Consider the following 23,665-nt stretch of genomic DNA (forward strand, 5'->3'; position numbering starts at 1 on the left):
AGATCCTCAAGGCCCGCCTGCGCAGCCGGTACGGCTCAATGCCGGCCCGCGGCGCCGAGGAGGCATGAGGCCAGGGGACCCGAAAACGCCGGGTGACGGCTGATCCACTTCGGCCTCACGGTCGCGAAAGGGGGGCGGAGGCCGTTCGCCGACGCGCTTCCTGCCGCCGCGGGAATCTGGACAGTGCAAGCCCCAGCACGGGCGCTCTCGTCCTTCCCAGCACGAATCCAGCACGGTTTGAGATGAGCAGGGGTCTGCTACCCCCGGCGTCCGCGCCCTGCGGAACCCCAGCCGTCGCACGGCGAGGGACGGCCGCCTTGTCGATCTTCACGGTGAGGGCCTGGCAGTCGGCTGACCAGGTGTCGATGTGGATGTCCCGCGCCGGATCGAAGACCAGGGCCCGCCCCGGGGTGGATAACTCCACCTCGCCACGCCCCTCCTGGATGCTGAAGCAGCCACTGAAGGGGACTGCGACGTGGTAGACGCCCGGTTCGCCGAAGCTCATCCGCATCTCGGTGCCGAAACGCACGTCTCCCACGGTGAGCGCACCGAGCTCCACGACATCGAGCCGGGTGGCGAACCCCGAGGCCGGTCCGGCGACTTCGAGCCGCAGGTCGTAGTAGCGGATGCGCATCGTCACCCTCAGGGCCAGGACCGACACATGCCCGTCAAGTCACCTGTACGAAAGTTGCCGAATGATGCAGGAACGACATGGACAGCATGAATGACACCGGGGTCGTCGCAGGCCAGGCGTCGGGCCGGACCAGCCCCGCCCCGACTCCGCGGGCTCGCCGGCACCGGCTTCATTGCCACGCTCGCAGCGGTGGTAGCCACCCAAGGTTGCTGCCAAGTCTCGTGATCTTGGATTGTTGCTGATCAGGTGAGGTCCAGCGGGCGCGGAAGGGTTCGTAGGACATCTCGCGGAGGCCGGCCGCGATGTTCGCGTGGCCCTCCGCGCGGAGCCGGTTGATCGCGAAGTTGCGCAGGGTGGCCATGTTCTCCGGTCCGTGGCCGGTGCGGACTTTCCAGGCGCGCCGGAGGTTCTCGGCGGGCTCCAACATGCCCCCGGGGAGGCAGGAAGACGGCCGCGGGGCGTTCAGAGCGGGACTTAAGATGATCTGCATGACGTCCTCCAGCCAGATCCGTCAACCGACGAGGCGACCGCGGGTCGGGCGCAGTGCATTCCTGACATGCACGCCCCTGTACTGGGGCTTGGCGCGGAGCACCGCTCTGTTGGACATCGACCTTGTCCAGGACACACCCGACCGGCTGACGGGACGGTTGCTCTCCGGCGACCTGGACGTCAGCTCGATCTCATTGGTCGAGTATCTGCGGCACAGCGATGACCTCGTGATGCTGCCCGACATCGCCGTCGGAAGTGACGGGCCGATCCAGTCCTGCGCGATCGTCACGAAAGTGCCGCTGAGCGCGCTGGATTGCCGCACGGTCGCACTCGCCACGACCAGTCCCACCTCCGCACAGATGTCCCGGCTGCTGTTGGAGCAGCACTACGGGGTCACTCCGAGGTATGTGACGCGGCCGCCTGATCTTGAGGTCATGCTGGATTCTGCCGATGCCGCCGTTGTGACCGGGGACGCCGCCCTGGCGGCGACGATGAACCAGCCCGTCTCTCCCGGTGTTCGGGCCTACGACCTGGGTGAGCTGTGGAGACGCTGGTCAGGGCTGCCTTTCGTACTGGCCGTGTGGGCGGTACGGAAGGAGACAGCGGCGCGGCAGCCGGACATCGTCGGCATGGTGCACCGCAGTCTGCTGGCCGCGCGCGGCCTCGCGCGGAGTGAGTCCCGCGAGCTTGCCGACCGGGCGGCCGTCTGGGAGCCCTTCACCGCCCCGATGCTGCAGGACTTCTTCACCCGGACCCTCGCCTTCTCCCTCGGGAAGCGGGAACGGCTGGGGCTCAGCGAATTCGCGCGCCGTTCGGGATATGTCACGGCTGCTCTCCCCTTCTAGCTCAGCCTGAGCATCGGAAAGCATTCCAAGGGCAGGAGCATCACCTCGGCCCTGCCGCGGCACGGGACGCCGAGGCAGGGCGTCAACTGCTGGAGCGGGTGGTCCCCGGCCCGGTGGACCTGGCTGGTGATCGCCGCCAATGCCCAGCTCCGGCTCGCCCGACCGCCGGCCACCGACCTCCGCAGGCCCTGGGAGAAGCCCACCGAGCCGAACAGACTGACACCCGCCAGCGTCCGCAGAGGGTTCAGGAACCTGCACGCGAGGACCGGGTCTCCGGCCGGTGCACCGAAACCTTCCCGGCCGGGGCCAGGCAGGCCGCCGGGCTCGAAGAACCGTCGCCGGGCCACCCGGCATGACGTGGGCGGAGTCCTCGCCACCGGCGAGGCGTTCAGTCGTCCCGCTCACCACAAAGTCGGCACGAAACCGCGCCGAACTGGATAAATGACAAGCTGAGGGTGCGCCGCACCGTCACCGAGCGGCTGGAGCCCCGAGAGTCCGCTTGAGGAAGGCGATCTGGTCGGGAACCACCTGGTCGAAGCCCTCCCCGACGTAGGGGTCCCAATGGCCGCCGCGGTAGGCGAGCAGCTCGCCGTGCGGAGCCGCGGCCGCGAGAGCGGCGGCGGGGCCCGGCGGCGTGAGGTCGTCGTGGTCCATCACCTGGACCAGCAGGGGGCAGGTGAGCCGGGGGGCGGTCTCGACGGCGCGGAAGAAGGGCAGCGAGAGGATCACGCGCGCGCTGACCTCGTTGTCGTAGGGCACGTCCGCCGGAAGGAGGCGCAGCATTCCCTCGTAGGCGTCCGCAGTAGCCAGCACGGCGCCCTGCTCACCGCGGCTGCCCACGGCCTTCACGGTGTACGGCTCACGGCCGAGGCGAGCCCCGAGGGCGTCCCGGACGCCCGCCACGCCCAGGCCCAGCACATGGGTCGCCGACCGCTTCAGCATGCGCACCAGCGCGGCCCGGCCGTCGGCGAGGGGCGCCTGCGACACCACCGCGGCGATGCTCGGGTCCGCCGCGGCGACCAGCACCACGGTGCCGCCGGACATGGAGCTGCCCCACACGGCGACACGCCTGGAGTCGACCTCGGGACGGGACCTCGCCGCGGAGACGGCGGCGTGATAGTCGGCGACCAGCCGCTTGATCTCGAGCAGGTTGCGCGGACGCCCGCTGGATTCGCCGAAGGACCGGTAGTCGAAGACCAGAGCGCCGAGCCCCTCGGCGGCGAACCGCTCGGCGTAGGCCGCGAGCCGCATCTCCTTGATGCCGCCGAAACCGTGCGCCAGGACGACGCAGGGGGCGGGTCCGCCGACGCCTTCGGGGGCGTACCACCAGGCGTCCAGTTCGTCTCCGTCGATCGGGATGCGTATCGGCAGACGTTCACCCATGCGCTCTCTCCTTACTGTGTGTCAGTTCACGGGCCTGGTGGCCGGGTTGGACATCAGGTCGAGCGCGATGTCCACGATCATGTCCTCCTGGCCTCCGACCAGGCCGCGCCGGCCGACTTCCAGCAGGAGCGTGCGGGCGTCGACGCCGTAGCGCTCGGCGGCGATCTCCGCGTGGCGCAGGAAGGAGGAGTAGACGCCGCCGTAGCCGAGGGTGAGCGTCTCGCGGTCGACCTGTACGGGGCGGTCGCGCAGGGGGCGGACCAGGTCGTCGGCGGCGTCCTGGAGGTCGAACAGGTCGCAGCCGTGCTTCCAGCCCTGGATGTTCGCCACGGCGATGAACGCCTCGATGGGGCAGTTTCCGGCACCCGCTCCTTGTCCGGCCAGGGAGGCGTCGACGCGGGTGACGCCCTCCTCGACGGCGACGACACTGTTGGCGACCGACAGGGAGAGGTTCTCGTGCGCGTGGATGCCGATCTGAGTGCTCTCGTCGAGTACGTCGCGGTAGGCACGGACCCGTTCGCGTACGCCGTCCAGGGTGAGGCGGCCGCCGGAGTCTGTGACGTAGACGCACTGGGCGCCGTAGGACTCCATGAGCTTTGCCTGCGCGGCGAGTTGGGGCGCCTCGGCCATGTGGCTCATCATCAGGAAGCCCGAGACGTCCATGCCCAGCTCGCGCGCCTTGGCGATGTGCTGGGCCGAGATGTCGGCCTCGGTGCAGTGGGTGGCGATGCGCACCGAGCGGACGCCGAGGGCGTAGGCGCGCTCCAGTTCGGCGATGGTGCCGATGCCGGGCAGGAGGAGGGTGGTGAGGACGGCGTTGTCGATCGCGTCGGCCGCGGCCTCGATCCACTCCCAGTCGGTGTGGCTGCCGGGGCCGTAGTTGAGGGAGCCGCCGGCGAGGCCGTCGCCGTGGGCGACCTCGATGGCGTCGACGCCGGCTGCGTCGAGGGCGGCCGCGATGCGGCCCACGTCGGCAGGATCGATGCGGTGCCGGATGGCGTGCATGCCGTCCCGCAGGGTCACGTCCTGGATGTAGAGCTGGTGAGTCATCGGCTGGCCTCTGCGGTGACGGTGGTGCTGTGCCGGGCGATCGACTCGGCGGTGCGCAGGGCGGCCGAGGTCATGATGTCGAGGTTTCCGGCGTAGGCGGGCAGGTAGTGGGCGGCGCCCTCGACTTCGAGGAACACCGAGACACGGGTGGTCACCGGGCCCGCGCCCGCGGGGAGCAGGGTGTGCACGGGCTCGCCTTCCGAGATCGGGGTGAACTGCACCTCCTGCTTGAGGCGGTAGCCCGGCACGTACTGGGCGACCCGCTCGGCCATCTCCTTGACGGAGGCTCGGATGGCGTCGTGGTCCGCGTCCCCGATGAGGCAGAGGACGGTGTCTCGCATGATCAGCGGGGGCTCGGCGGGGTTGAGGACGATGATCGCCTTGCCGCGGGCCGCTCCGCCGACGTTCTCGATGGCGTGGGAGGTGGTCTCGGTGAACTCGTCGATGTTGGCGCGCGTGCCCGGCCCCGCCGACTTGGAGGCGATGGAGGCGACGATCTCCGCATAGTGGACGGCGGTCACCGCGGAGATGGCCGCGACCATGGGGATGGTGGCCTGGCCGCCGCAGGTGACCATGTTGAGGTTGTCCGCGCCGGCCTCCAGGTGTTCGTCGAGGTTGACGGGCGGGACGACGAACGGGCCGATGGCGGCGGGGGTGAGGTCGATGAGCCGCTTTCCGAAGGGCGCGAGCCGGTGGGCGTTGGCCAGGTGGGCCTTGGCCGAGGTCGCGTCGAAGACGATCTCGATGTCGTCGAAGTGCTCCATGGCGATCAGGCCCTCGACGCCCTCGTGGGTCGTCGGGACCTTCAGTCGGGCGGCGCGGGCGAGGCCGTCGGACTCCGGGTCGATGCCCACCATGGCGGCGACTTCGAGGGTGTCCGACAGGCGGAGGATCTTGATCATCAGGTCGGTGCCGATGTTGCCCGACCCGATGATGGCGACCTTGGTCTTTGGCGTCTTGGGGGAAGTCATGCGTCCCTCTTCTCGGAGAACGCGGCGGTGACCTCGCCGAGCGAGCTGATCTCGGCGCGGATCCGGGTGCCGGGCGGGGCCGGGACCATCGGGCCCAGCGCGCCGGAGAGGACGACCTGTCCGGCCCGCAACGGGTCACCCAGGTCACGGGCCGTCCGGGCGAGCCAGGCCAGTGCGTTCAGGGGGTCGCCGAGGCAGGCGGCGCCGTTGCCCTCGGAGACGAGGACGTCGTCGGCGTACAGCCGCATCACGGTCTCGCGGGGCTCGAACTCGTCCAGCGTGAGGCGGCGTTCCGCCAGCACGAACAGTCCGCTGGAGGCGTTGTCGGCGACCGTGTCGGTGAGGGAGATGTCCCAGTCGGCGATACGGCTGTCGACGATCTCCAGCGCGGCGACGGCGTAGTCGACCGCGGCGCGCACCTGCGCGGGGTCCAGGTCGCCGTCGGCCAGGTCCTCCTTGAGGACGAAGGCGATCTCCGCCTCGGCCTTGGGCTGCAGCAGCCTGCCGGAGGGGACCTCGGCTTCGGCGGAGACGTCCATGTCGGCGAAGAGCACCCCGAAGTCGGGCTGGTCGACGCCGAGTTGGCGCTGGACGGCCGGGGAGGTCAGGCCGATCTTGCGGCCGACGACGACCGCACCGCTGTCCACTCTGCTGCGGGTGAGTTCCTGCTGTACGGCGTACGCGGCGTCGACGTCCTGGGTACCGAGCAGATCGCGTACCGGGGCCACGGGCCGTCCCTCGGAGAAGGCGGCGGCGAGCCGGGCGGCCGCCAGCTCGACGGGTGTGGCTGCCATGCCGGTCACCGCCCTTCCGCCGTGGTCACAGCGAATCCGGCGATCCAGGCGGGGATGGCCTCGTAGAAGCGGGAGGTCATCTCGTACTTGCCGGTGGCCGCGAGGGAGGCGTACGCCGCGATCCAGGTGCGGACCTCGTGGGCGGAGCCGCCGCCCTGTGCGGCCATGTCATCGACGGTCCAGGAGTCGAACTCCGCGAGGTCGCCGCGCTCCAGCTGGTCGAGGAGGAGGCTGTCCCAGGCGGGGTTGATCGGGATCATCTTCGACGACCCGGCGGCGTAGTCGCGGCCGGCCTGGACGACCCGCTCCTCGCCCTTCGCACGCTGCTCCGGGGTGGGCGGGTTTCCCTCGATGAGCGCGTCGGCGACCCGGGGCGGTGCGCCCTCCAGCACCGGCACCGGCGGGTCGTGGGACAGACCACCGGAGGCGACGAACAGCACCCGCTTGTCCAGGTCGGCCGCGGCCTGACCGACCGCGGTGCCGAGAGCGCGGATACGGCTGACCGGGCCGAGCGGGGTCGCCACGCCGTTGACGAAGACGGGCACCACCGGCACGCGGTCGATACCGCCGAAGAGCACCTCCAGGGGCTGCGCGAAGCCGTGGTCCACGGTCATCCGGGCCGAGACGGTGAGATCGATGCCGCGGTCGAGCACCCCCTTGGCCAGCGTCCTGGCGGCGTCGGTGTCGACCGACAGCGGTCCGCCCTGGGAACCGAAGTCGCCCACCGCGTGGGCCTCGGTGGCAAGGCAGAACGGGGGCATCTCCTTGTAGAAGAAGCCGTTGTAGTGGTCGGGCGCGTAGAGGACGACGAGCTCCGGGTCGAAGCGGCGGACGAAGGCCCTGGCGCTCTCGACGGCCTCGTCGACGCGGGCCAGAACCTCGGGCTCGGGGTCGTTCCTGCCGATCAGGGGCGAGTGCGAGAGCCCGACGACAGCTGCGGTCATGGGAGAGGGTCCTTAACTCTGGGGGGCCGACGGGTGGATGACGAGCTTCCCGGTCAGACCGCCGTCGATCATGAGCTGGAAGCCCTTGTGGATGTCCGTGAGGGGCAGGGTGCGGTCGATCACGGGGCGGACTCCGGTGGCCTCCATCAGCCGGAGCAGCGCGACGAGCTCGCCACGGGTGCAGCCGGTGGAGCCGAGGACACGTCCCTGGAGGTAGAAGATGCGGGCCAGGTCCGCGGGCGGGTTGGCGCCGCTCGTCGCTCCCGCGATCACGACCGTGCCGCCGCGCCGCAGCGACTTCAGCGAATGGGACCAGGTCGCCTCGCCGACCGTCTCGATTACGACGTCCACCCGCTCGGGCAGCCGCTCACCGGGGGCCAGCGCGGCGCGCACCCCCCAGGTGAGGGCCTCGGCACGCTTGGCCTCGCTGCGGCTGGTGGCGTAGACGACGGCCCCGGCGGCCACCGCGAGCCAGATGGCGGCGGAGGCGACCCCTCCGCCCGCGCCCTGTACGAGCACCCGGTCGCCGGCGGTGATCCGGGCCTGGGTGAAGAGCATGCGGTAGGCGGTGCCCCAGGCGACCGGCAGGCAGGCCGCCTCGTCGAAGGACAGCCACGCGGGCTTCGGCACCAGGTTGCGGGTGGGCACGGTCAAGTACTCGGCGAAGGCCCCGTCGTGCTGCTCGGACAGCAGCGCACGGTTCGGGTCGAGCGTCTCGTCTCCCCCGCCCGCGTCCGGGTCGCCGAGCACCGGATGCACGATGACCTCATTGCCGTCCTCGTCGTAGCCGGCCGCGTCGCAGCCGAGCACGATGGGAAGGCGCTCCGGGGGATGGCCCACGCCACGCAGCGTCCACAGGTCGTGCATGTTCAGGGAAGAGGCCACGACCCGTACCCGGGACCAGCCGGGCTTCGGGTGAGGTACCGGTACGTCGCGCAGCACCAGCCCGGACAGCGGGTCGGCGGCGCTCTGGGAGATGGCGGTTGCTGCAAGCACGCAGCCACGTTCACCCGCACCCGGAGGCGGGACCTAGCCCGTGTGCCACGGTGCAGCACACGTCCGGGCTCCTGCCGGATGGCGGCCCGGGCCCGGCCCCCTGCGCTCCCGTCGGACGCCCGGCACGCCGACCAGCGCGCGGGTGGCCGCTCGGCTTGAAACCTGCCACCCTCAGGGGGATCGTGAACATGGTCAGCAAGTCCGGCAACAAGGCCACTCAGGACACGACAACAAGGCTACCAAGGACACGACGATGACGTCCGACGAGCCGCCCAGCCGACTCCCTCCGGCATCGACAGGGGCCTTCCTCGGCACGGCTGCGGCCATCGCGGTCACGGACCCGGACGGCCGGGTGACCCATTGGAGCAGCGGCGCCCAGACGCTGTGGGACTATGCCCCCGAGGAGGTCATCGGAAAGCCTCTGGCCGATCTGTTCACCGCTGGCTGGGCAGTGCTGAGGCACCGGGACGGCAGGCTGTCGGATGCTCAGGTGCGCCTCTATCCGCTGCCGTCCGACAAGCGGCCGACCGGGTGCCTGGTGATGGTCGTGCCCGGGACGGACTCCCCGGACGAGTGCTCGCTCAAGCGATGGATGTTCCAGGAGCAGCCCCTCGCCCTTTCGATCTTTGACCGCGAGGGACGCGTACTGTTCGGCAACGAGCTCACGGAGCGGGTGACGGGCCTCTCCGAGCACGACGTCCGCGGCCGGTTCCTGGCCGAGATCCTTCAGGGCCCCGCATACGAGGAAGTCGAGCAGCGGATCCGCCGGGTTGTTCAGAGCGGGAAGCCCGAATTCAGCGAGCTCTTCGTGAGGCTTCCGGGCGAGCCGAGGGCGCACCCCTGGGCTCTCGACATCTTCCCGCTCACGGACGAAGCCAGCCAAGTGCAGGGGGCGGGTCTGTCGGCCTACGACTACTCCCAGCAGTACGAGTCCCGGGAGCGGCTGGCCCTCGTGAGCGAGGCCCGCACCCGCATCGGCACCAGCCTGGACGTGGTGGGCACCGCACGCGAGCTCACCGAGGTCGCCGTACCCCGCTTCGCCGACCTCGTCAGCGTGGACCTGCTCGACCCCGTCTTCCGGGGCGATGTGCCCGCACCTGTCCTGTCCGGTCCCGTCCCGCTGCGCCGGGCGGCATACAGGGCGGCGTCCGCGACGTCCGCAGAGCATCCGGCCACGGACGAGATCAGCAACCATGTTGCTTCTTCGCCGATCGCCCGGTGTCTGGCCAGCGGCCGGGCGGCACGGCACCACGTCGACGACTCCCAGGTCGTCCGCTGGTTCGCCGACGACCCTGTCCAGGCGGCGCAGGCCCGCGCATGCGGATTGCGTTCGCTGATCGCCGTACCCATCCGCGCCCGTGGCACCACCCTCGGGGCAGTCATGTTCGTCAGATGCTCGTCTCACGAGCCGTTCGGCCCTGACGATCTGGCCGTCACCGAGGACCTGGTCGCGCGGGCCGCGGTCTGCCTGGACAACGCCCGCCGGTTCACCCGCGAACGCGGCATCTCGCTGGCGTTGCAACGCAACCTGCTGCCGCACGGCCCGACCACGCATCCTGCCGTGGAGACGGCTTCCCGTTATCTCCCCGCGGGCGGCGGTGCGCAGCCGGGCGGCGACTGGTACGACGTGATCCCGCTGCCCGGCGCCCGCGTCGGCCTGGTCGTCGGCGATGTCGTCGGCCACGGCATCAACGCCTCAGCCACCATGGGCCGCCTGCGTACGGCGGTGCGCACCCTCGCCGACATCGACCTCCCGCCCGACGAGCTCCTCACCCACCTCGACGACATCGTCACCCACACCGAGGACGACACCGTCGCCACCGGCGAGATCCCCGGCGCCATCGGAGCCAGTTGCCTGTACGCGGTCTACGACCCTCTCTCCGGCATCTGCTCACTTGCCCGGGCCGGCCATCCCCCGCCGATCCTGGTACACCCGGACGGCACCAGCACGGTCCTCGACCTGCCCGCCGGCCCGCCTCTGGGTCTGGGCAGCCTGCCCTTCGAGGCGGCCGAGGTCACCGTGCCCGAAGGAAGTCTGCTCGCCCTGTTCACCGACGGCCTCCTCTCGGCTGGCGATCGCGACCTCGACGAGGGACTCGACGCCCTGCGCCACACTCTGGCCCGGCCCGCGTCCTCGCTCGCGGCGCTGTGCGACACCGTCCTGGGCACCCTGAGCCCCGAAGCGCGCACCGACGACATCGCCCTGCTCCTGGTCCGCACCCGTCTCTTCGGCGAGGACCGCGTCGCCTCCTGGGACGTTCCCGTCGATCCCGCAGCCGTCGCCGAGACCCGCCGCCGCGCCTGCGACCGGTTGGCCGCATGGGGCCTGGAGGAAACCGAGTTCGTCACGGAACTGGTCATCAGCGAGCTGGTGACGAACGCCATCCGGTACGCCAGCGGCCCGATCCGCCTCAGGCTGATCAAGGACGAGGCACTGATCTGCGAAGTCTCCGACGGCAGCAGCACCAGTCCGCACCTGCGCCGCGCCCGGGTGTTCGACGAGGGCGGCCGCGGTCTGTTCATGGTCGCGGAGCTCACCCGAAGGTGGGGTACGCGCTACACCCGCACCGGCAAGACCATATGGGCCGAGCTTGCTCCTCTCGACCTCTCCGCGCGGTGAGGCGGTGGTCAGTGGGGCATGTCGTCGAGGGCGGTGGACATGTCGGCGAGGTCCGGGGGTTCGGCGGCGAACAGGACCACGCTGGCGTCGGGCAGGTCGGCCTCGGTGACCCGGAGGAGTCCGCCCGCCTCAAGGGCGGCCTGGGTGACGGTGTCGCTCTCGTCCGGTGCGGCGACGATGCGGCGGCAGCGGCGGTCGGCGAGGAAGAGTGCGGGCACGAGGGCGCCCAGCAGTTTCGCGGCAAGCGCCCGGCCGGACGGCCCGTGGTCAGGGAGGACCAGGCCCAGGGCAAGGTCGTGGGTGCCGTACGGATAGCAGCTGTGCAGCGGGTGGTGCGCGACGCGGTGGACGCGCAGGAGCAGCGTCGGACCGCCCTGGGCCTCGGTGACGGCGTACGTGCGCGCCATCTGCGGGGTCACCGTGGCGGGCTCGTCGAGCGGGCGCAGCGTCCAGTCGGGACCCAAGACGGGTTCGGGCGGTGCCGGTACGACGGCGGTGTGGATGCTCATGGCCGGCTCACGGTGTCTCGGCGGGTCGCTGGGTCTCGACCCAGCTCCGCAGTTGGGACTTGACCAGCTTGCCGCTGCCGTTGCGGGGCAGCTGTTCGGCGATCAGCACCTGGGTGGGCAGCTTGTAGCGGGCCAGGTGCCGGCCGGTGAAGGCGCGTACCTCCTCCAGTGTGGGCGTGGTCCCGGGCTCGCAGGTCAGCACGGCGAGCACGGTCTCGCCCCACTTCGGATGCGGGACGCCGATGACGGCCGCCTCCAGGACGCCCGGGTACGCGGCGAGAACGCGCTCGACCTCGGCCGGGTACACGTTCTCCCCGCCGCTGATGATCATGTCCTTGAGGCGGTCGACGATGTAGTAGAAGCCGTCCTTGTCCCGGTGCGCGATGTCGCCGCTGTGGAACCAGCCCGCGTCGTCAAAGGCGGCACGGGTGGCCTCGTCGTTGTTCCAGTAGCCGGGCGTGACGTTCGGGCCGCGCACGCAGATCTCCCCGCGCGTGTCCGCGTCCCGCACGCCGGCCCCGGTGACCGGGTCGACGATGCGGATCTGCGTGTACGGCATGGGTGCGCCGGCCGATCCGGCCTTCTCCGCCGTGAGCCCGGCCGGGAGGTAGCAGGCGAAGGGCGCGGTCTCGGTCAGCCCCCACGCCTGCTGGAGCAGGATGCCACGTTCTTCGTAGTTCCTGATCAGCTGGGACGGGACGGGGGCGCCCGCGACGATCGCGGATCGTAGGGCGGAGAGGTCGGCCGCGGCGAAGCCGGGCACGCGGGTCAGGGCGCTGTACATCGCGGGGACCGCGAACAGGGACGTCACACGGTGCTGGACAAGGTCCTCCAGGCACTGGGCGGGGTCGAAGCCGCGGCGCACGACGACGGTGCCGCCGCGCACGAGGGTGCGCAGGGTGAGGGCGTTGAGGCCGCCGATGTGGAAGAGCGGGGCGACAGCGAGGTTCACGTCGTCCGGGCGGGTGTCCACGACACTTTCGACGTTGACCGCGTTCCACCAGAGGTTGCCGTGGGTGAGCATGACGCCCTTGGGCCGGCCGGTCGTGCCGGACGTGTACATGAGCGCCGCCAGGTCGTCGTCGTACAGCGCCACCGGCTCCGTGCGTCGGTCGGCTCCGAGCAGCTCCGAGAGCGGTATCCAGACGGCGGCGGGCGCGGTCGCCGCGGGGCACCGCGGATCTGTGTCGACCAGCACGTGGATGCGGGCGGGTATGTCGCTCATCACGGACTCGACGAGTGCGCGATGGCCCTCCTCGACGACCAGGGTGTGCGCACCGCTGTCGCTGAGGATGTGGCGCACCTCCTCGGCCGCGAGCCGGAAGTTGACCGGCACGAAGACCGCCCCGAGGTGGGCCGCGGCCAGCAGCGTCTCGAAGAAGGTCACGCTGTTGAGGCCGAGGTAGGCGACCCGGTCGCCGCGCCGCAGCCCACGTTCGGCCAGCCCGGCGGCCAACTCGGCCGTCCTGCGGCTGAGTTGGGCGGCCGAGGTCTCATGGCCCTCGTAGACGAGTGCGCAGGCGGTGGGGTACTGGGCTCTGCGGTGCAGTGCCGCGGCGGGGCTGATGTCGACGGCGGCCATGCGGCGGCTCCTTCGATGGCTGTCGTGCGGAAGTGAGAAGGGGAGACGGTTCAGAGGCCGGCGCCACCGGCCGGGGAACGGAATCCGCGGACGGCGATGCCGCCGTCGGCGGGGATCACGGCGCCGGTGACGGTGCCGCTGTTGGCGCGGGAGGCGAGCAGGACGTAGGGGCCGGTGAAGTCCTCCGGCTCCACGCTGGAGTTGTACAGCGGGATGAGCGGTTGCTGCTCCTGTCCGGACGCCTCGTTCCTGGCGAACGACGCGGCCAGCGTGCGGTCCTGAAGGCCCAGGCTCCGCGGGCCGCGCAGCTTGGTGCGCATGCCGCCGACGGCGACGCCGTTGACCCGGACCTTCGGCGCCAGCTCGTAGGCGAACTGCCGGAGCACGCCGAGGCAGGCGTGCTTGCTGGCGGTGTACAGGGGGCCGCCGCCGTCGGTGTGGAAGGAGGCGTTGGACAGCGTCATCACGATGCTGCCGCGCGTGGCGACGAGTTCCCGCCAGGCCGCCTCGACGGCGAGGACGTAGCCCTTGACGTTGATGCCGAAGATTTCGTCGAACGCCTCGGACAGCTCCTTGCCGTCGAGCTTGGTGACGCTGCGGTGGTAGTCCCAGATCCCGGCGTTGGGGACGAGGATGTCCAGCTTGCCGAACCTCTCGACGGTCGCGTCCACCGCCCGGTGCAGATCGTCCGGGGAGCGTACGTCGCCGGTGAGGGGCAGCACCCGGTCGGAGCGGTCGCCCGCCGCGGCGACGACCTCCTCCAACTGCTCGGCCCCACGGCCGAGGACGGCGACGCTCGCGCCTTCGGCGAGGTAGCGCAGGGCGACGGCGCGGCCGATGCCGGAGCCCCCGCCAGTGATCAGGGCGACTTCGCCCTCCAGCCAACCCATGATTCAGTGCTCCCCGAGGAAGTCGGTGACCAGGCGCTCGAACTCGGCCTGGCGCTCCAGCTGGACCCAGTGGCCGCAGCCGCCGAAGACGTGCAGCTGGACGTCGCGGATCTGCTTGAGCATGAGCTGGGCGCCGTCGAGGGTGATGGTGCGGTCGTCGCGGCCCCACAGCAGGAGGGTGGGCGCCTTGATCTTGTGAACGCGCTGCCACAGCGGGTCCATGCCGTGCCGCTTGGCGAAAGCGGCGTTGTAGGCGTCGTAGAAGGCGATGTGGGACTCGTCGAGGGACGCCTCGTAGCGGGCCTGCGCGGTGTCGGCCCAGCGCTTGGGTTCGGCGGTCATCACGCCGATGAAGTCCCGCATCTTCTTCAGGGTGGGGCCCTCGCCGTTGTAGTAGCGGAACATGGCCTTCTGGCCTTCGGTCGGGGTCGGTCCGAAGGGCAGCCAGCCTCCTCCCGGCGCCATCAGAACCAACTTCTCGACCCGGCCCGGGACTTCGAGTGCGGTGGCGATGGCGGAGGCCCCACCGAGGCTGTTGCCGAGCAGGTGGAAGCGGTCGATGCCGAGGGCGTCTAGGGTCTGCAGCAGGGCGTCGAGGGTGATCTCGGTGATGCTGCGGGCGTCGAGGTCGGCCTCGGTGGGGCGGTAACTGCCGCCGAAGCCGGGCTGGTCGGGCAGGATGACGCGGAAGTGCTCCGTGAGCGCGGGGAGGTTGTGGCGGTAGTTGGCGACCGCGCTCGCGCCGGGGCCGCCTCCGTGCAGCATCACCAGCACCGGGCCCTCGCCGGCCTCGCTGACCGTGATGGTGCCGAGCGTGGTCTGCACGGTGTGCTCGACGAGCTTCACCTCTGTGGTCTGTTCAGTGGTCACGAGCGGGCTCCGGTTCACAAGGGCTTACAGGAAGGTGCTGAGGTTCTTGGCGAGCAGGACGTTCTGGTCGATCAGGATGGTGCGGCGCGCGATCAGCAGCCGTCCGTCGTCCGGGTCGCGGCGCAGCTGGTCGGTGCGGCCGCCGGCGTAGAGGTCGACCTCACGTTCCAGGCGGTTGCGGTAGCAGAGGAATGACGACTCGGCGACGTACTCGCCGGGCTCGTCGGCCGGCCAGACCAGGATGTTGGTGATCAGATGCCGGGTCCGCGACGGCGGGTCCTCGGCCCAGGCCATGCCCGAGTCGAACCGGCGGATGCGCCAGGCCAGGCTGGCCTTGGTCTCGTCGAAGATGGCGACCTCGCCGGGCGAGCCGTCGGCCAGGGCCTGCTGGCGCCGCAGGCGGTTGGTGCGTACCGGCGCCCAGTAGTGCAGGTCGTCGGTGAACAGCTCCAGCCAGTCGGCGTAGCGGTGCTGGTCGAGCAGCTGTGCCTCGAGGGCGTACAAGCGCTGTACCTCGAAGTGGAGCCGCATGTCCTCGTCGACGGCGGGTGCGGTCGTCCGGGGGGTCTCCGGGGGGTGGATGCTCATCGGGGGGGTCCTCCTGCGGGCCGCGCCGGGTGGTGCCATTCCAGCGCGGAGGGGGCGGTTCGGGGAGCGCGTGTGCCACAAGGCGGCACGTGGCGGTTCAGCGCTTGAGCAGCGTGCGCAGATCCGCGCTCTCGTCGGACAGGACGGCCGCGTCGACAGCGACACCGCGATCGACGATCCGCTGGGCGGCCATGATGTCGCGTGGTCGGTCGATGGCGGCCGCGGCCACCAGCCGGTCGCCCAGCAGCCCGAAGACGGTGAAGGCGCCGTCGTCCGGAGCCCCGCGCAGCACGGTGCGCTCGGCGTCCGCCATGGTGCCGACCGCCTCCAGCCGGGAGCCGTGCCGGTCGGACCAGAACCAGGAAGCGCCGAAGGACGGCAGGGGGCGGCTGAGGATGCCGTGGGCGGCGGCCTCGCCGTCGCGCTGGGCGGCCTCCCAGTGCTCATGACGGACCTTGTGCCCCTCGGGGCGGGCGACGTCGCCGACGGCGAGGACATTGGGGTGGGAGGTGCGCTGACCGGGGTGGACGACCACACCGTTGTCGACGTTCAGCCCCGCGGCCTCGGCCAGTTCCGTGGCCGGACGCATGCCGATGCCGACCACCACGGTGTCGGCGGACACGGGTGCCACGTAGCCGGTGAGGTGCAGCAGGACTCCGAGGTTGCCCGGACGGCGCTCGACGCATTCGACGCCGGCGGTCAGGACGGCGATGCCTTCGGCGGCGTGCCTCCGGTGCAGTGCGTTCGCGATCTCGTCCCCGACCGCTGCGGTCAGTGGCACCGGTAGCGGGTCGATGAGGGTGACGCGGCAGCCCAGGGCGTGGGCGACGGCCGCGGTCTCCGCGCCGATCAGCCCGGCACCGATCACCGCCACCCGGGCGCCGGGTAGCAGCCGCTCCCGCAGCCGTTCGGCGTCCTCCCAGGTGCGCAGCAGGTGTACGGCCGGGTCGTCACCGCCCGGCACCGGCAGGGGGCGCGCGGTGCCGCCGGTGGCCAGCACGATCCGGTCGGCTGCGGCAAGCTCGCCGTCGGCCAGCTCCAGTCCGCCCTCGTGCGGGCGGATCGCCCGGACCGGGGCGCCATCGCGGAGTTCGATGCCCTGCTCGTCGTACCACTGCTCGGGCCGCAGCAGGATGTTCTCGCGGCGGGACTTGCCGAGCAGGACGTCCTTGCTGAGTGGCGGGCGGTCGTAGGGCAGGCCGCGCTCGGCGGAGAACAGCACGAGCTCGCCATCGTAGCCCTGGGCGCGCAGCGCGTCGCAGGTCGAGACGGCGCCCAGGCCCGCGCCGACGACGGCGATGCGCCGTGGCCCGCTCATGCGTCGGCCTCCTCGCCGGGGTGCAGCCAGACCTCATCCTCGCGCACCTCGACCCGGTGGGTGCGCTGGGCGAGGGTGGCGGGCATGCACTGCGGTTCGCCGGACTTGAGGCAGAAGCGGGCGCTGTGCAGCGGGCACTCGACCTCGCCGTTCTCGATCCAGCCGTCGGCGAGCGATGCCTGGCCGTGGGTGCAGGTGTCGTCGAGGGCGTAGTAGGCGCCGCCCTCGTGGAAGACGGCGATGGCGTCGGTGTGGCCGGTGGTCTCGGCGGGCACCTTCAGCGCCTCGCCCTCCTCGATGTCGCCGACGGCGGCGACCCGGATGCCGGTGCCGGTGGTGCTCATGGGGTGCCCTCGGGGTTCTTTTCGGCGTTCTTCTCGTGCCATGCGGGCGTGTTCATCAGGTCGCGCCAGCGGGTGTAGAAACCGCGGGCGGCGCCATCGCTGTAGAGGCGGCCGGTGGTGCCGGGGTGGACGCCGTCCTCGGACTGAAGCCCCAGTCCCATCTGGTAGTTGAGCGTCATGGAGCCGGCCACGAAGCCGTGCGCGGTGGCCTGTACCTCGCTCCAGTTCTCGCCGTCGTCCTGCTCGAAGATGCCGCTCGGCCCGAACGTGCGCAGGTTGTAGATGCGTTGGGCGTCCTTGACCTCGTCCGGCATCGACTTGTCGACGATGGTCCAGGCCCAGACCTCCATCTTGTCCGGGCCCTTGGGGTGCCACACGCGGATGGAGCCGTTGACCGGCAGGTAGGAGAAGTTCGGGAAGACGGTGCCGTGCCCGGTGGTCATCGGTCCCTCGATCCGGGCGTCACCGAGCCGTTCGCGCAGCGCCTCGTAGTCGGTCCACTCGTGTACGACACGGTCGTCGAAACGGCTCTTGGGGTGGGTCGGAAAGCCGTGCCCGTGCCCCAGCGAGTCGGTGTACTGCCGGCCCGGCGTCTGCACGATGTCCGTCTTGGGGCCCTTGCCGGTGGGTGACATGACCATCAGCGCGGAGGCGTGCGAGATGTTGACGTGGTACCAGTCGGAGGCGAACTGCTCGGCGGCGAGCTTCCAGTTGCCCTCCAGCACCCACTTGTGCACCCCGCCGACGGCCTCGGTGCCCTCCGGGTCGTGGTCGAGCATCGCGTCCAGGTACCAGGTCAGTCCGCCGAGCGCCTCCACCAGGGGCGGGGCCTCGGGGTTCCAGGTCGCGAAGACGAGTCCCTTGTACGTGTCGAGTTGCGCGACCTCGATCAGTCCCCACTGGTCCTGCTCGAAGTGAGCGGGGTAGTCCCCTCCGTTGGGAACGTTGATCAGCTTCCCGGAGGTGTCGTAGGACCAGCCGTGGTAGCTGCACGTGAACGCCTTCGTCGCCCCCGCGTCGGCGCGGCACACCCGCATGCCGCGGTGGCGGCAGGCGTTGAGGAAGGCACGCAGTTTCCGGTCCTTGCCCATGGTGACGATGACCGGGTCCTCGCCCATGTAGCTGGTGAAGAAGTCACCGGGCTTCGTGAACTGGCTCTCGTGCGCGAGGAACAGCCAGCTGGGCGCGAAAACGCGGCCCAGCTCCTGCCGGTAGACGGACTGGTCGCTGAAGATCGTGCGGTCGACCAGACCGCGGTCGAGGTCGAAGTAGGGGCTGACGTCGACGGCCAGCTCGGGTACGCGAGCCAGGCGGTCCTCCCCCACCCTTCGGGCGGGAAGTGCCCCCAGCCGGGCGGGCGTGGTGGTCATCGCTGGGCCTCCTCGGGCCGGATCGGGCGCGCGCTGCGCCGCCCTCGTGGGCTGGTGGTTCGGCGTGCGTTCAGGTGCACACCCGAAGGGTCGGAGCGCTCCGGTTCACGCGGTGGCATGGCGGCTCCCCCTCTTCCTTGCTGGTGGTTCATCGGACGGTGACGGTCAGTTCGGGCCGACGACCGGTGCCGGACCGCACGGCGAGCCGAGAGCCCGGTGTCAGGGGGACGCCTGCGTGCACAGACCCGGTGAAGCAGCAGCTCGCCCGAGTGGAGAGCGCTGCCGTGCGCGGGGAGCGTCCGGGCCGGCCGGGCCACGGCGCGAAGCGGATCGCCGAGGACTTCGGCCGCCAGGCCAGGCGCGACGCGCTCCCCATCGGCGTACTGCCCGACGTACTCGTCCCGGAGCCCCATGAGCAGCTCGTCCATGGTGTCGACGGGACGGCCGACGGCGACGCGCGCCGAGGAGGCGTTGCCGTTGACGGTGTCGGCCGGCGCGGACGGGGAGACGGCCGCCCGGACCTCCGCGCCCGCACGCGGGGTCCGGACAGCCGCCGGCCGAGGATCAGACCGACCTCTGCCTCGGCCCGCGGGGTGATGAGCTCCCGCGTGTCGATGGTGCCGCCGTCCGGGGTCACGATCGACTGGAACAGGGTCCCGAAGCTCGCTTCGGGCAGGCCGAGTTGCTCGCACATCGGCAAGGACGTGCGGCCCACCTTGCGTCCGACGAGGTGCTCACCCGCCGCGAGACGGATCCGTACGTTGGCCTCTTCCACGGCGTAGGCGCCGGCCAGGTCCAGGTCCTCGTACTCCTCGGTGAGTGGTGCGACGGGAATCCTCCCCCAGCCTTCGGCCGGGAGGTGCCCCCAGGCCTCGGCACGCCGCAGCACCGCCGCCGGCTCCTCGACGAGCTGTGCGTCGGGGGAAGCCTGGGCGGCTAGGACGGCGGTCGCGGCCACTGTGGCGTGTCGCTGCATGGCCACAGCAGACGCTGCTCCCGGCCGCCGTGCCCAGCCACCGTGCCGAGATACGGCACGGGGTGACGATCGGATCCGTCACTCAGAGGCAAGCGGGGGCCCCTGTGTTTTACAACGCCGAAACGATCAATTAAGCTGGACGCACGTCCATTTTAATGGCCCCCCTGGATCCCCACGGAGCCCGCCATGCAACTCCCCTCCTCGCCTTCCGCGCAGCCCTCAGTCACAGCGACCGGCGAGCCCGACCAGCAGACCGCGGTCGACAAGGCGCTCTTCCTCCTTAAGTCCCTCGCCGAACTGGACGGGAAGATCGGCGTGAGCGAGCTGGCCCGGCGGACAAGGCTGACCAAATCGACCACCTTCCGGCTGCTCGGCATCCTCCACCGCAACGACCTCGTGGAACGCGTCGGCAGCAACTACCGGCTGGGATCCCAGCTCTTCGACATCGGCGTACGGGTCTACGGCCCCAATCCCCTGCTCCTGCAGGAATGCCTGATGCCGCATCTGGCGGACCTGTACGAGACGACCCACGAGACCGTGCACCTGGCCGTACTGCACGACACCGGCATCGTGTACGTCAACAAGATCCAGGGCCACCGAGCGACCCGCTCCCCCTCCCGGATCGGCGCCCGCCTGCCCGCCTACTGCACCGGCGTCGGCAAGGTCCTCCTCGCCTTCGACCACGACGCCATCGAGGCCGCGATCGCCGACGGCCTCACGGCACGCACTGAGTACACATGCACGGATCCCGACCGTTTCCGGTCCGAGCTGCGCCGCATCCGCCGGGACGGCGTCGCCTACGACCGCCAGGAAGCTGTTCCCGGCCTCACCTGCGTCGCCGTACCGATCATGGGTTCGGCCGGGCGACCCGTGGCCGCCTTCTCCGTCGCGAGCGCCGACCGCCGCTTCGAGCCCGCCCGGTTCGCGCCGGCTCTGCGACGGGTGGCCTACGAGGCGGCACGCGCGGTCAACGCGGCCACAGCAAGCCGGCAGACGGCGACCTCGCGGCTCGACAATCTATCTGCGGCTTGACCCTGGCACGAGAGCCCACAGGCCACCCACCTGGACGGCGACCCCGGTGTGCGGCACCGAGGTCGCCTCACGAACGGGCCGGGCCCAGCGGAGTGGCCTGATCCCGTCCAAGTTCACCGCTGTCCTTGCCAGGAGTGGTCAGCGGTGAAGTCGCCCCCGACGTCCACCGGCGGCTGACGCCAGCATTCCGGGTCGGCGCCTACCGCGGCGAGAACACGTGCCGGAAGACGGCACAGCGCATCCTGATCAGCGCCGGACGCCGCCCCGCCCCGTTACCAGTAACGGGGCGTCAGGGCTGGAAGCGCGTGCGGGACGGCTAGGGCTCAGTAGGTCGAACTCACGCACGGAGCACGACGCCCAAGGGCGATCAGGCAGTCATCCCGCGGAGGGGAGCGGTCAGCCTGATCCGGCGTCTCCGACTGCGCGCAGCCCATGAAGGAACAGGTCGAGGAACCGGTCACGGACTGCGTGCGTGTTCATGCCGCGGAGGCGGGCGATGTGCGTGCTGAACCCGCCGATCGACGCCGCGAAGGTCTCCGCGGCCACGGAGCGGTCGATGTCGCTGCGGAGTTCGCCGCGCACCTGGGCGTCGCGGAGGACGTCCTCGATGACGGCCAGCGGCTGGTCGATGCAGTCGCGCTGGAACGTCGCGTAGAGCTCGGGGTGGTCGGGGAATTCGAAGCTGCAGCGAGCTCCGATCAGCCAGCGGGGGCTGTCGAGATGCTCGGCCATGGCGTCGTAGAGAAGCCGTATGTCCTCCTCGAGGCTGCCCGTACACGGCGGGTCGAGCCGCACGGACAAGGTGGCCAGGCCGGCCAGGATGAGATCGTCGCGCTCGGGCCAGCGCGAGTAGAGGGTTCGTTTGGCGACCTTGGCACGCGCGGCGATGGAGTTGATACGGAAGCCTGCGATGCCGACCTCGGCGAGTTCGTCCACGACCGCCTGGATTATGCGCTCATCCGCACCCGGGTCGCGAGGCCGTCCGGGCTTCGCCGCCGCCGGTGACGTGCTTGCCATGCATGCCCCTTCCAGGTCTACTCGCGGTCCAGTTTCTCAGGTGGCCCAGATCGAAAGTCAGTGCCGGGCTTCGCCCGTGCCCCTTTTCACTACCGAAACGGTTTCGTATTCATACTTCCTCGGGATAGATTTTCCTCGCACGGAACGGTTCCGTTCGAGGGAGTCGCTGATGTTGACGGAGGCCGAGCGCAAGACGTCAGCAGCCTCGGAGGGGCCGGACCGCGCGAGGCCGCGTAGCCGGATAACGCCCGAGCGCGAGGCAGAGATATGCGAGGTCGTGCTCGATGTGCTGCGGGAATCCGGTTACGAGGCCCTGACCATGGACGCCGTGGCCGCCCGGGCCCAGTGCAGCAAGGCCACCCTTTACCGCCGGTGGACGGGCAAGCCGGAGCTGGTCGCTATGGCGCTACGCCATCAAAAGCTTGCCACCCTTTCCCGTGTCGACACCGGATCCCTGCGAGGTGACTTCCGGGCGATGGTGGCGCAACTGGACGACCGGCAGCTGATGGAGAACGCCTCACTCATGCGCGGCCTCGTCCAGGCCGTGCACACCCATCCCGATCTGTTCCAAGCGCTGCGTGACCTGCTCGTACACCCGGAGCTGACGGGACTCGACAAAGCGCTCGCCCGGGCGGTCGAGCGGGGTGAGATCAGCGCGGCCTCGCCGACCCTGACCTACGTGCCACACATGCTCCTCGGTGCCCTGATCGCCCGTCAGTTGATCGAGGACAAGTCGGCCGATCGAGCCTTCGTGAGCCATTACCTCGACGCCGTTGTCCTCCCCGCCCTCGGCGCCTGAACCGCCGCACAACGGCGTACAGCACAACAAGCGTCGTGCAGCGCCACAGCGCCCCTCTCGCCCCACCTGACGTGCGCCACTCTCGTACGGTGGGCGCTTCCGGCCGTCGTCGCCGGACACTCAGCCGAGACCTCTTCGCCCCGAGGCCGTTCCGTGCGACGCCGGTGCTGCTCCGCGAGCAGCTGCTGCCGCATCTCGCGGACCTGTACAAGCTGACGCACGAGACCGTGCACCTGGCGGTCCTGCGTGGCACCGACATCGTGTACGTCAACAAGATCCAGGGCCACCGGGCGACCCGCTCCCCCCTCGGATCGGCGCCCGCCTGCCCGCCTACTGCACCGGCGTCGGCAAGGCCCTGCTCGCCTTCGACCACGACGCGGCCGAGGCTGCCGTACACCCTCGCCGACCCGCGACGGTTCCGTGAGGAGCTGCGGCGCATCCGCCAGGACGGCATCGCTTACGACCGGCAGGAAGCCGCCCCCGGTCTGACCTGCGTCGCAGTGCCGATCATGGGTGCCTCCGGACGTCCGGTGGCGGCGCTCTCGGTCGCCGGCGCCCACCACCGCTTCGAGCCGTCCCGATACGCCCCGGCCCTGCGCCGCGTGGCCTTCGAGGCGGCACGCGCCCTCACCGCAGCGAAGGGACGCCAAGCGGCAGCGCCGTACGACGTGAGCAGGCCGCCGGCTGCCTGAGCGGACCGCCGGTGCCCCCGGCATGCGCGGCACCGAGGTCACCGGGCAGGCCGATCGGACACGCCGACCCGGCCGATCCGCCTGCCGTGCCGTCGCGGACTGTCCGGCCCCACCCGTTTGTGGAGGGATCCCAGTCTCCGACACGACCATCCCTGGTCTGGGCGCGGAGAACGGTGGCCAGCCAGGCGTGCGCGCAAGAGCACCACGGTATTAGCCCGGACGCTCACGCCTGGCGGCCCCGGACCGCCCTGACGAGCGGCCAACGCCAGATTCCGCCCTGTCCCGGGGGTGGGCCAATCGGTTGTGCCGAGATGCGGCACACCAGGTGCGGCGAAGCTCAGCGTCTTTCGTTCCCGTGGGTCCGTGCCAGGTTCGTACCGCCGGTGCCGGGCTGGACGCGCGGCACGCTCACCACAATGTGCACCAGGCTCTCGTCCGCCAGTGACTCGTACACGTGCGGCCGGTCGCCCGGATAGCGCGCGAAATCCCCCTCGCCAAGCTCCAACGGGCTGTCGACAGGCCCCACGCGTACCTTGCCGCTGATGACGTAGAGGTGCTCCAGTGTCCCCACCGGGTGCGGTTCGGACGGCATGTCCGCACCGTCGCTGTGCCGGCCGATGCGCACCACGTAGTTCTCGATGACACCTGAGCCGTAGATGTGGTCCAGCGACCGTGACTCGTACCTTCCGTGCTGCTCCCAGACGACCTCGTCGCCACGCTGCACGTTGATGACCTGTTCCCGCTCGGCGACCAGCCGGGTTACCGGCACGCCGAGGGCCGTGGCGATGGAGAACAGGGTGTCGACCGTGGGGTTGCCCGTGCCCTGTTCCAGATTCGACAGCGTCTGTTTGGCCAGCCCCGCCCGGCGGGCCAGCTCGGCCAGGGACAGGCCGCGCTGCTCCCTGAGAAGGCGCACATTGCGCGCGACTACGGCGTTTCCTTGTGACACACG

23 protein-coding genes and 2 pseudogenes are annotated in these 23,665 nt (G+C 70.6%); 6 read left to right on the forward strand and 19 right to left on the reverse strand.

The genetic code is table 11. From position 1 onward, the window contains the following. Nucleotides 1-115: 115 nt before the first annotated feature. Together ACIRVK_RS37350 and ACIRVK_RS37355 are read right to left on the reverse strand one after the other, a co-directional pair. Nucleotides 116-634 carry a hypothetical protein gene (locus ACIRVK_RS37350; RefSeq protein WP_404255203.1) on the reverse strand — a complete coding sequence of 173 codons (519 nt, stop codon included), beginning with the start codon at nucleotides 632-634 and terminating at the stop codon, nucleotides 116-118. A gap of 169 nt (nucleotides 635-803) precedes the next feature. Beyond that, nucleotides 804-1,061 (reverse strand): hypothetical protein, encoded by a 258-nt coding sequence (locus ACIRVK_RS37355; RefSeq protein ID WP_404255205.1) that lies wholly within the window; start codon nucleotides 1,059-1,061, stop codon nucleotides 804-806. Nucleotides 1,062-1,122: 61 nt separating this feature from the next. On the opposite strand from ACIRVK_RS37355, the gene ACIRVK_RS37360 reads away from it, so the two are divergent. After that, on the forward strand, nucleotides 1,123-1,968 hold the full coding sequence (locus ACIRVK_RS37360) for a menaquinone biosynthetic enzyme MqnA/MqnD family protein (protein WP_404255207.1): 846 nt from the start codon (nucleotides 1,123-1,125) through the stop codon (nucleotides 1,966-1,968). Between the two features lie 111 nt (nucleotides 1,969-2,079). Continuing rightward, nucleotides 2,080-2,409: pseudogene (locus ACIRVK_RS37365) on the forward strand (transposase); the annotation flags it as partial. Between the two features lie 27 nt (nucleotides 2,410-2,436). On the opposite strand, the gene ACIRVK_RS37370 reads toward ACIRVK_RS37365, so the two are convergent. Genes ACIRVK_RS37370 through ACIRVK_RS37395 form a run of 6 tightly spaced genes read right to left on the reverse strand, consistent with a single transcriptional unit; the run spans nucleotide 2,437 to nucleotide 8,106 of the window. Further along, nucleotides 2,437-3,351 carry an alpha/beta hydrolase gene (locus tag ACIRVK_RS37370; RefSeq protein ID WP_404255209.1) on the reverse strand — a complete coding sequence of 305 codons (915 nt, stop codon included), beginning with the start codon at nucleotides 3,349-3,351 and terminating at the stop codon, nucleotides 2,437-2,439. Nucleotides 3,352-3,372: 21 nt separating this feature from the next. Further along, nucleotides 3,373-4,401 (reverse strand): 4-hydroxy-2-oxovalerate aldolase, encoded by a 1,029-nt coding sequence (gene dmpG, locus ACIRVK_RS37375; RefSeq protein WP_097272978.1) that lies wholly within the window; start codon nucleotides 4,399-4,401, stop codon nucleotides 3,373-3,375. After that, nucleotides 4,398-5,372, reverse strand: a complete 975-nt coding sequence (locus ACIRVK_RS37380; RefSeq protein ID WP_404255211.1) for an acetaldehyde dehydrogenase (acetylating) — start codon at nucleotides 5,370-5,372, stop codon at nucleotides 4,398-4,400. The genes dmpG and ACIRVK_RS37380 overlap by 4 nt, the downstream gene beginning before the upstream one ends. Beyond that, on the reverse strand, nucleotides 5,369-6,166 hold the full coding sequence (locus ACIRVK_RS37385) for a 2-keto-4-pentenoate hydratase (RefSeq protein WP_404255213.1): 798 nt from the start codon (nucleotides 6,164-6,166) through the stop codon (nucleotides 5,369-5,371). The genes ACIRVK_RS37380 and ACIRVK_RS37385 overlap by 4 nt, the downstream gene beginning before the upstream one ends. 5 nt (nucleotides 6,167-6,171) lie before the next feature. Beyond that, entirely contained in the window at nucleotides 6,172-7,110 is a 939-nt protein-coding gene (locus ACIRVK_RS37390) for a 3-carboxyethylcatechol 2,3-dioxygenase (RefSeq protein ID WP_404255215.1), read from the reverse strand. A gap of 12 nt (nucleotides 7,111-7,122) precedes the next feature. Beyond that, nucleotides 7,123-8,106 carry a zinc-binding dehydrogenase gene (locus ACIRVK_RS37395; protein ID WP_404255217.1) on the reverse strand — a complete coding sequence of 328 codons (984 nt, stop codon included), beginning with the start codon at nucleotides 8,104-8,106 and terminating at the stop codon, nucleotides 7,123-7,125. 253 nt (nucleotides 8,107-8,359) lie between these two features. Here ACIRVK_RS37395 and ACIRVK_RS37400 point away from each other — a divergent pair, with 253 nt between their 5' ends. Continuing rightward, entirely contained in the window at nucleotides 8,360-10,726 is a 2,367-nt protein-coding gene (locus tag ACIRVK_RS37400; protein ID WP_404255219.1) for a SpoIIE family protein phosphatase, read from the forward strand. A gap of 8 nt (nucleotides 10,727-10,734) precedes the next feature. Here the strand turns inward: ACIRVK_RS37400 and ACIRVK_RS37405 are convergent, their stop codons facing one another. The 9 genes from ACIRVK_RS37405 to ACIRVK_RS37445 form a co-directional block, all read right to left on the reverse strand. Beyond that, nucleotides 10,735-11,235 (reverse strand): GNAT family N-acetyltransferase, encoded by a 501-nt coding sequence (locus ACIRVK_RS37405; protein ID WP_404255221.1) that lies wholly within the window; start codon nucleotides 11,233-11,235, stop codon nucleotides 10,735-10,737. A gap of 7 nt (nucleotides 11,236-11,242) precedes the next feature. Beyond that, nucleotides 11,243-12,817, reverse strand: coding sequence for a long-chain fatty acid--CoA ligase (locus tag ACIRVK_RS37410; RefSeq protein ID WP_404255223.1), 1,575 nt, complete (start codon nucleotides 12,815-12,817; stop codon nucleotides 11,243-11,245). A 50-nt stretch (nucleotides 12,818-12,867) separates the two neighbouring features. Then, nucleotides 12,868-13,707, reverse strand: a complete 840-nt coding sequence (hcaB, locus tag ACIRVK_RS37415) for a 3-(cis-5,6-dihydroxycyclohexa-1,3-dien-1-yl)propanoate dehydrogenase (protein WP_404255225.1) — start codon at nucleotides 13,705-13,707, stop codon at nucleotides 12,868-12,870. Nucleotides 13,708-13,710: 3 nt separating this feature from the next. Next, nucleotides 13,711-14,577, reverse strand: coding sequence for an alpha/beta fold hydrolase (locus ACIRVK_RS37420; protein WP_404255227.1), 867 nt, complete (start codon nucleotides 14,575-14,577; stop codon nucleotides 13,711-13,713). A gap of 24 nt (nucleotides 14,578-14,601) precedes the next feature. Further along, a complete protein-coding gene (locus ACIRVK_RS37425) occupies nucleotides 14,602-15,165 on the reverse strand; it encodes a 3-phenylpropionate/cinnamic acid dioxygenase subunit beta (RefSeq protein WP_404255229.1) in 564 nt (187 codons plus the stop codon). Nucleotides 15,166-15,262: 97 nt separating this feature from the next. Next, a complete protein-coding gene (locus tag ACIRVK_RS37430) occupies nucleotides 15,263-16,483 on the reverse strand; it encodes an NAD(P)/FAD-dependent oxidoreductase (RefSeq protein ID WP_404255231.1) in 1,221 nt (406 codons plus the stop codon). Beyond that, on the reverse strand, nucleotides 16,480-16,827 hold the full coding sequence (locus ACIRVK_RS37435) for a bifunctional 3-phenylpropionate/cinnamic acid dioxygenase ferredoxin subunit (RefSeq protein ID WP_404255233.1): 348 nt from the start codon (nucleotides 16,825-16,827) through the stop codon (nucleotides 16,480-16,482). The genes ACIRVK_RS37430 and ACIRVK_RS37435 overlap by 4 nt, the downstream gene beginning before the upstream one ends. Continuing rightward, nucleotides 16,824-18,197, reverse strand: a complete 1,374-nt coding sequence (locus ACIRVK_RS37440) for an aromatic ring-hydroxylating dioxygenase subunit alpha (RefSeq protein ID WP_404255235.1) — start codon at nucleotides 18,195-18,197, stop codon at nucleotides 16,824-16,826. Before ACIRVK_RS37440 ends, ACIRVK_RS37435 begins: the two co-directional genes overlap by 4 nt. A 148-nt stretch (nucleotides 18,198-18,345) precedes the next feature. Next, nucleotides 18,346-19,173, reverse strand: a complete 828-nt coding sequence (locus ACIRVK_RS37445) for a hypothetical protein (RefSeq protein WP_404255237.1) — start codon at nucleotides 19,171-19,173, stop codon at nucleotides 18,346-18,348. 186 nt (nucleotides 19,174-19,359) lie between these two features. Between ACIRVK_RS37445 and ACIRVK_RS37450 the strand changes: the two genes are divergently transcribed. After that, complete coding sequence (locus ACIRVK_RS37450) at nucleotides 19,360-20,205, forward strand: IclR family transcriptional regulator (RefSeq protein WP_404255239.1); 846 nt, start codon at nucleotides 19,360-19,362, stop codon at nucleotides 20,203-20,205. Nucleotides 20,206-20,601: 396 nt separating this feature from the next. Here ACIRVK_RS37450 and ACIRVK_RS37455 read toward each other — a convergent pair whose 3' ends face one another. Further along, complete coding sequence (locus tag ACIRVK_RS37455) at nucleotides 20,602-21,222, reverse strand: TetR/AcrR family transcriptional regulator (protein ID WP_095855700.1); 621 nt, start codon at nucleotides 21,220-21,222, stop codon at nucleotides 20,602-20,604. A gap of 169 nt (nucleotides 21,223-21,391) precedes the next feature. On the opposite strand from ACIRVK_RS37455, the gene ACIRVK_RS37460 reads away from it, so the two are divergent. Then, nucleotides 21,392-22,021 carry a TetR/AcrR family transcriptional regulator gene (locus ACIRVK_RS37460; protein WP_404255242.1) on the forward strand — a complete coding sequence of 210 codons (630 nt, stop codon included), beginning with the start codon at nucleotides 21,392-21,394 and terminating at the stop codon, nucleotides 22,019-22,021. Nucleotides 22,022-22,376: 355 nt separating this feature from the next. After that, nucleotides 22,377-22,713: pseudogene (locus ACIRVK_RS37465) on the forward strand (IclR family transcriptional regulator C-terminal domain-containing protein). 337 nt (nucleotides 22,714-23,050) lie between these two features. On the opposite strand, the gene ACIRVK_RS37470 reads toward ACIRVK_RS37465, so the two are convergent. Beyond that, entirely contained in the window at nucleotides 23,051-23,662 is a 612-nt protein-coding gene (locus ACIRVK_RS37470; RefSeq protein ID WP_030928054.1) for a helix-turn-helix domain-containing protein, read from the reverse strand. Nucleotides 23,663-23,665 lie beyond the last annotated feature (3 nt).

The organism is Streptomyces sp. NPDC101152 (assembly GCF_044768275.1).
Classification (GTDB): domain Bacteria; phylum Actinomycetota; class Actinomycetes; order Streptomycetales; family Streptomycetaceae; genus Streptomyces.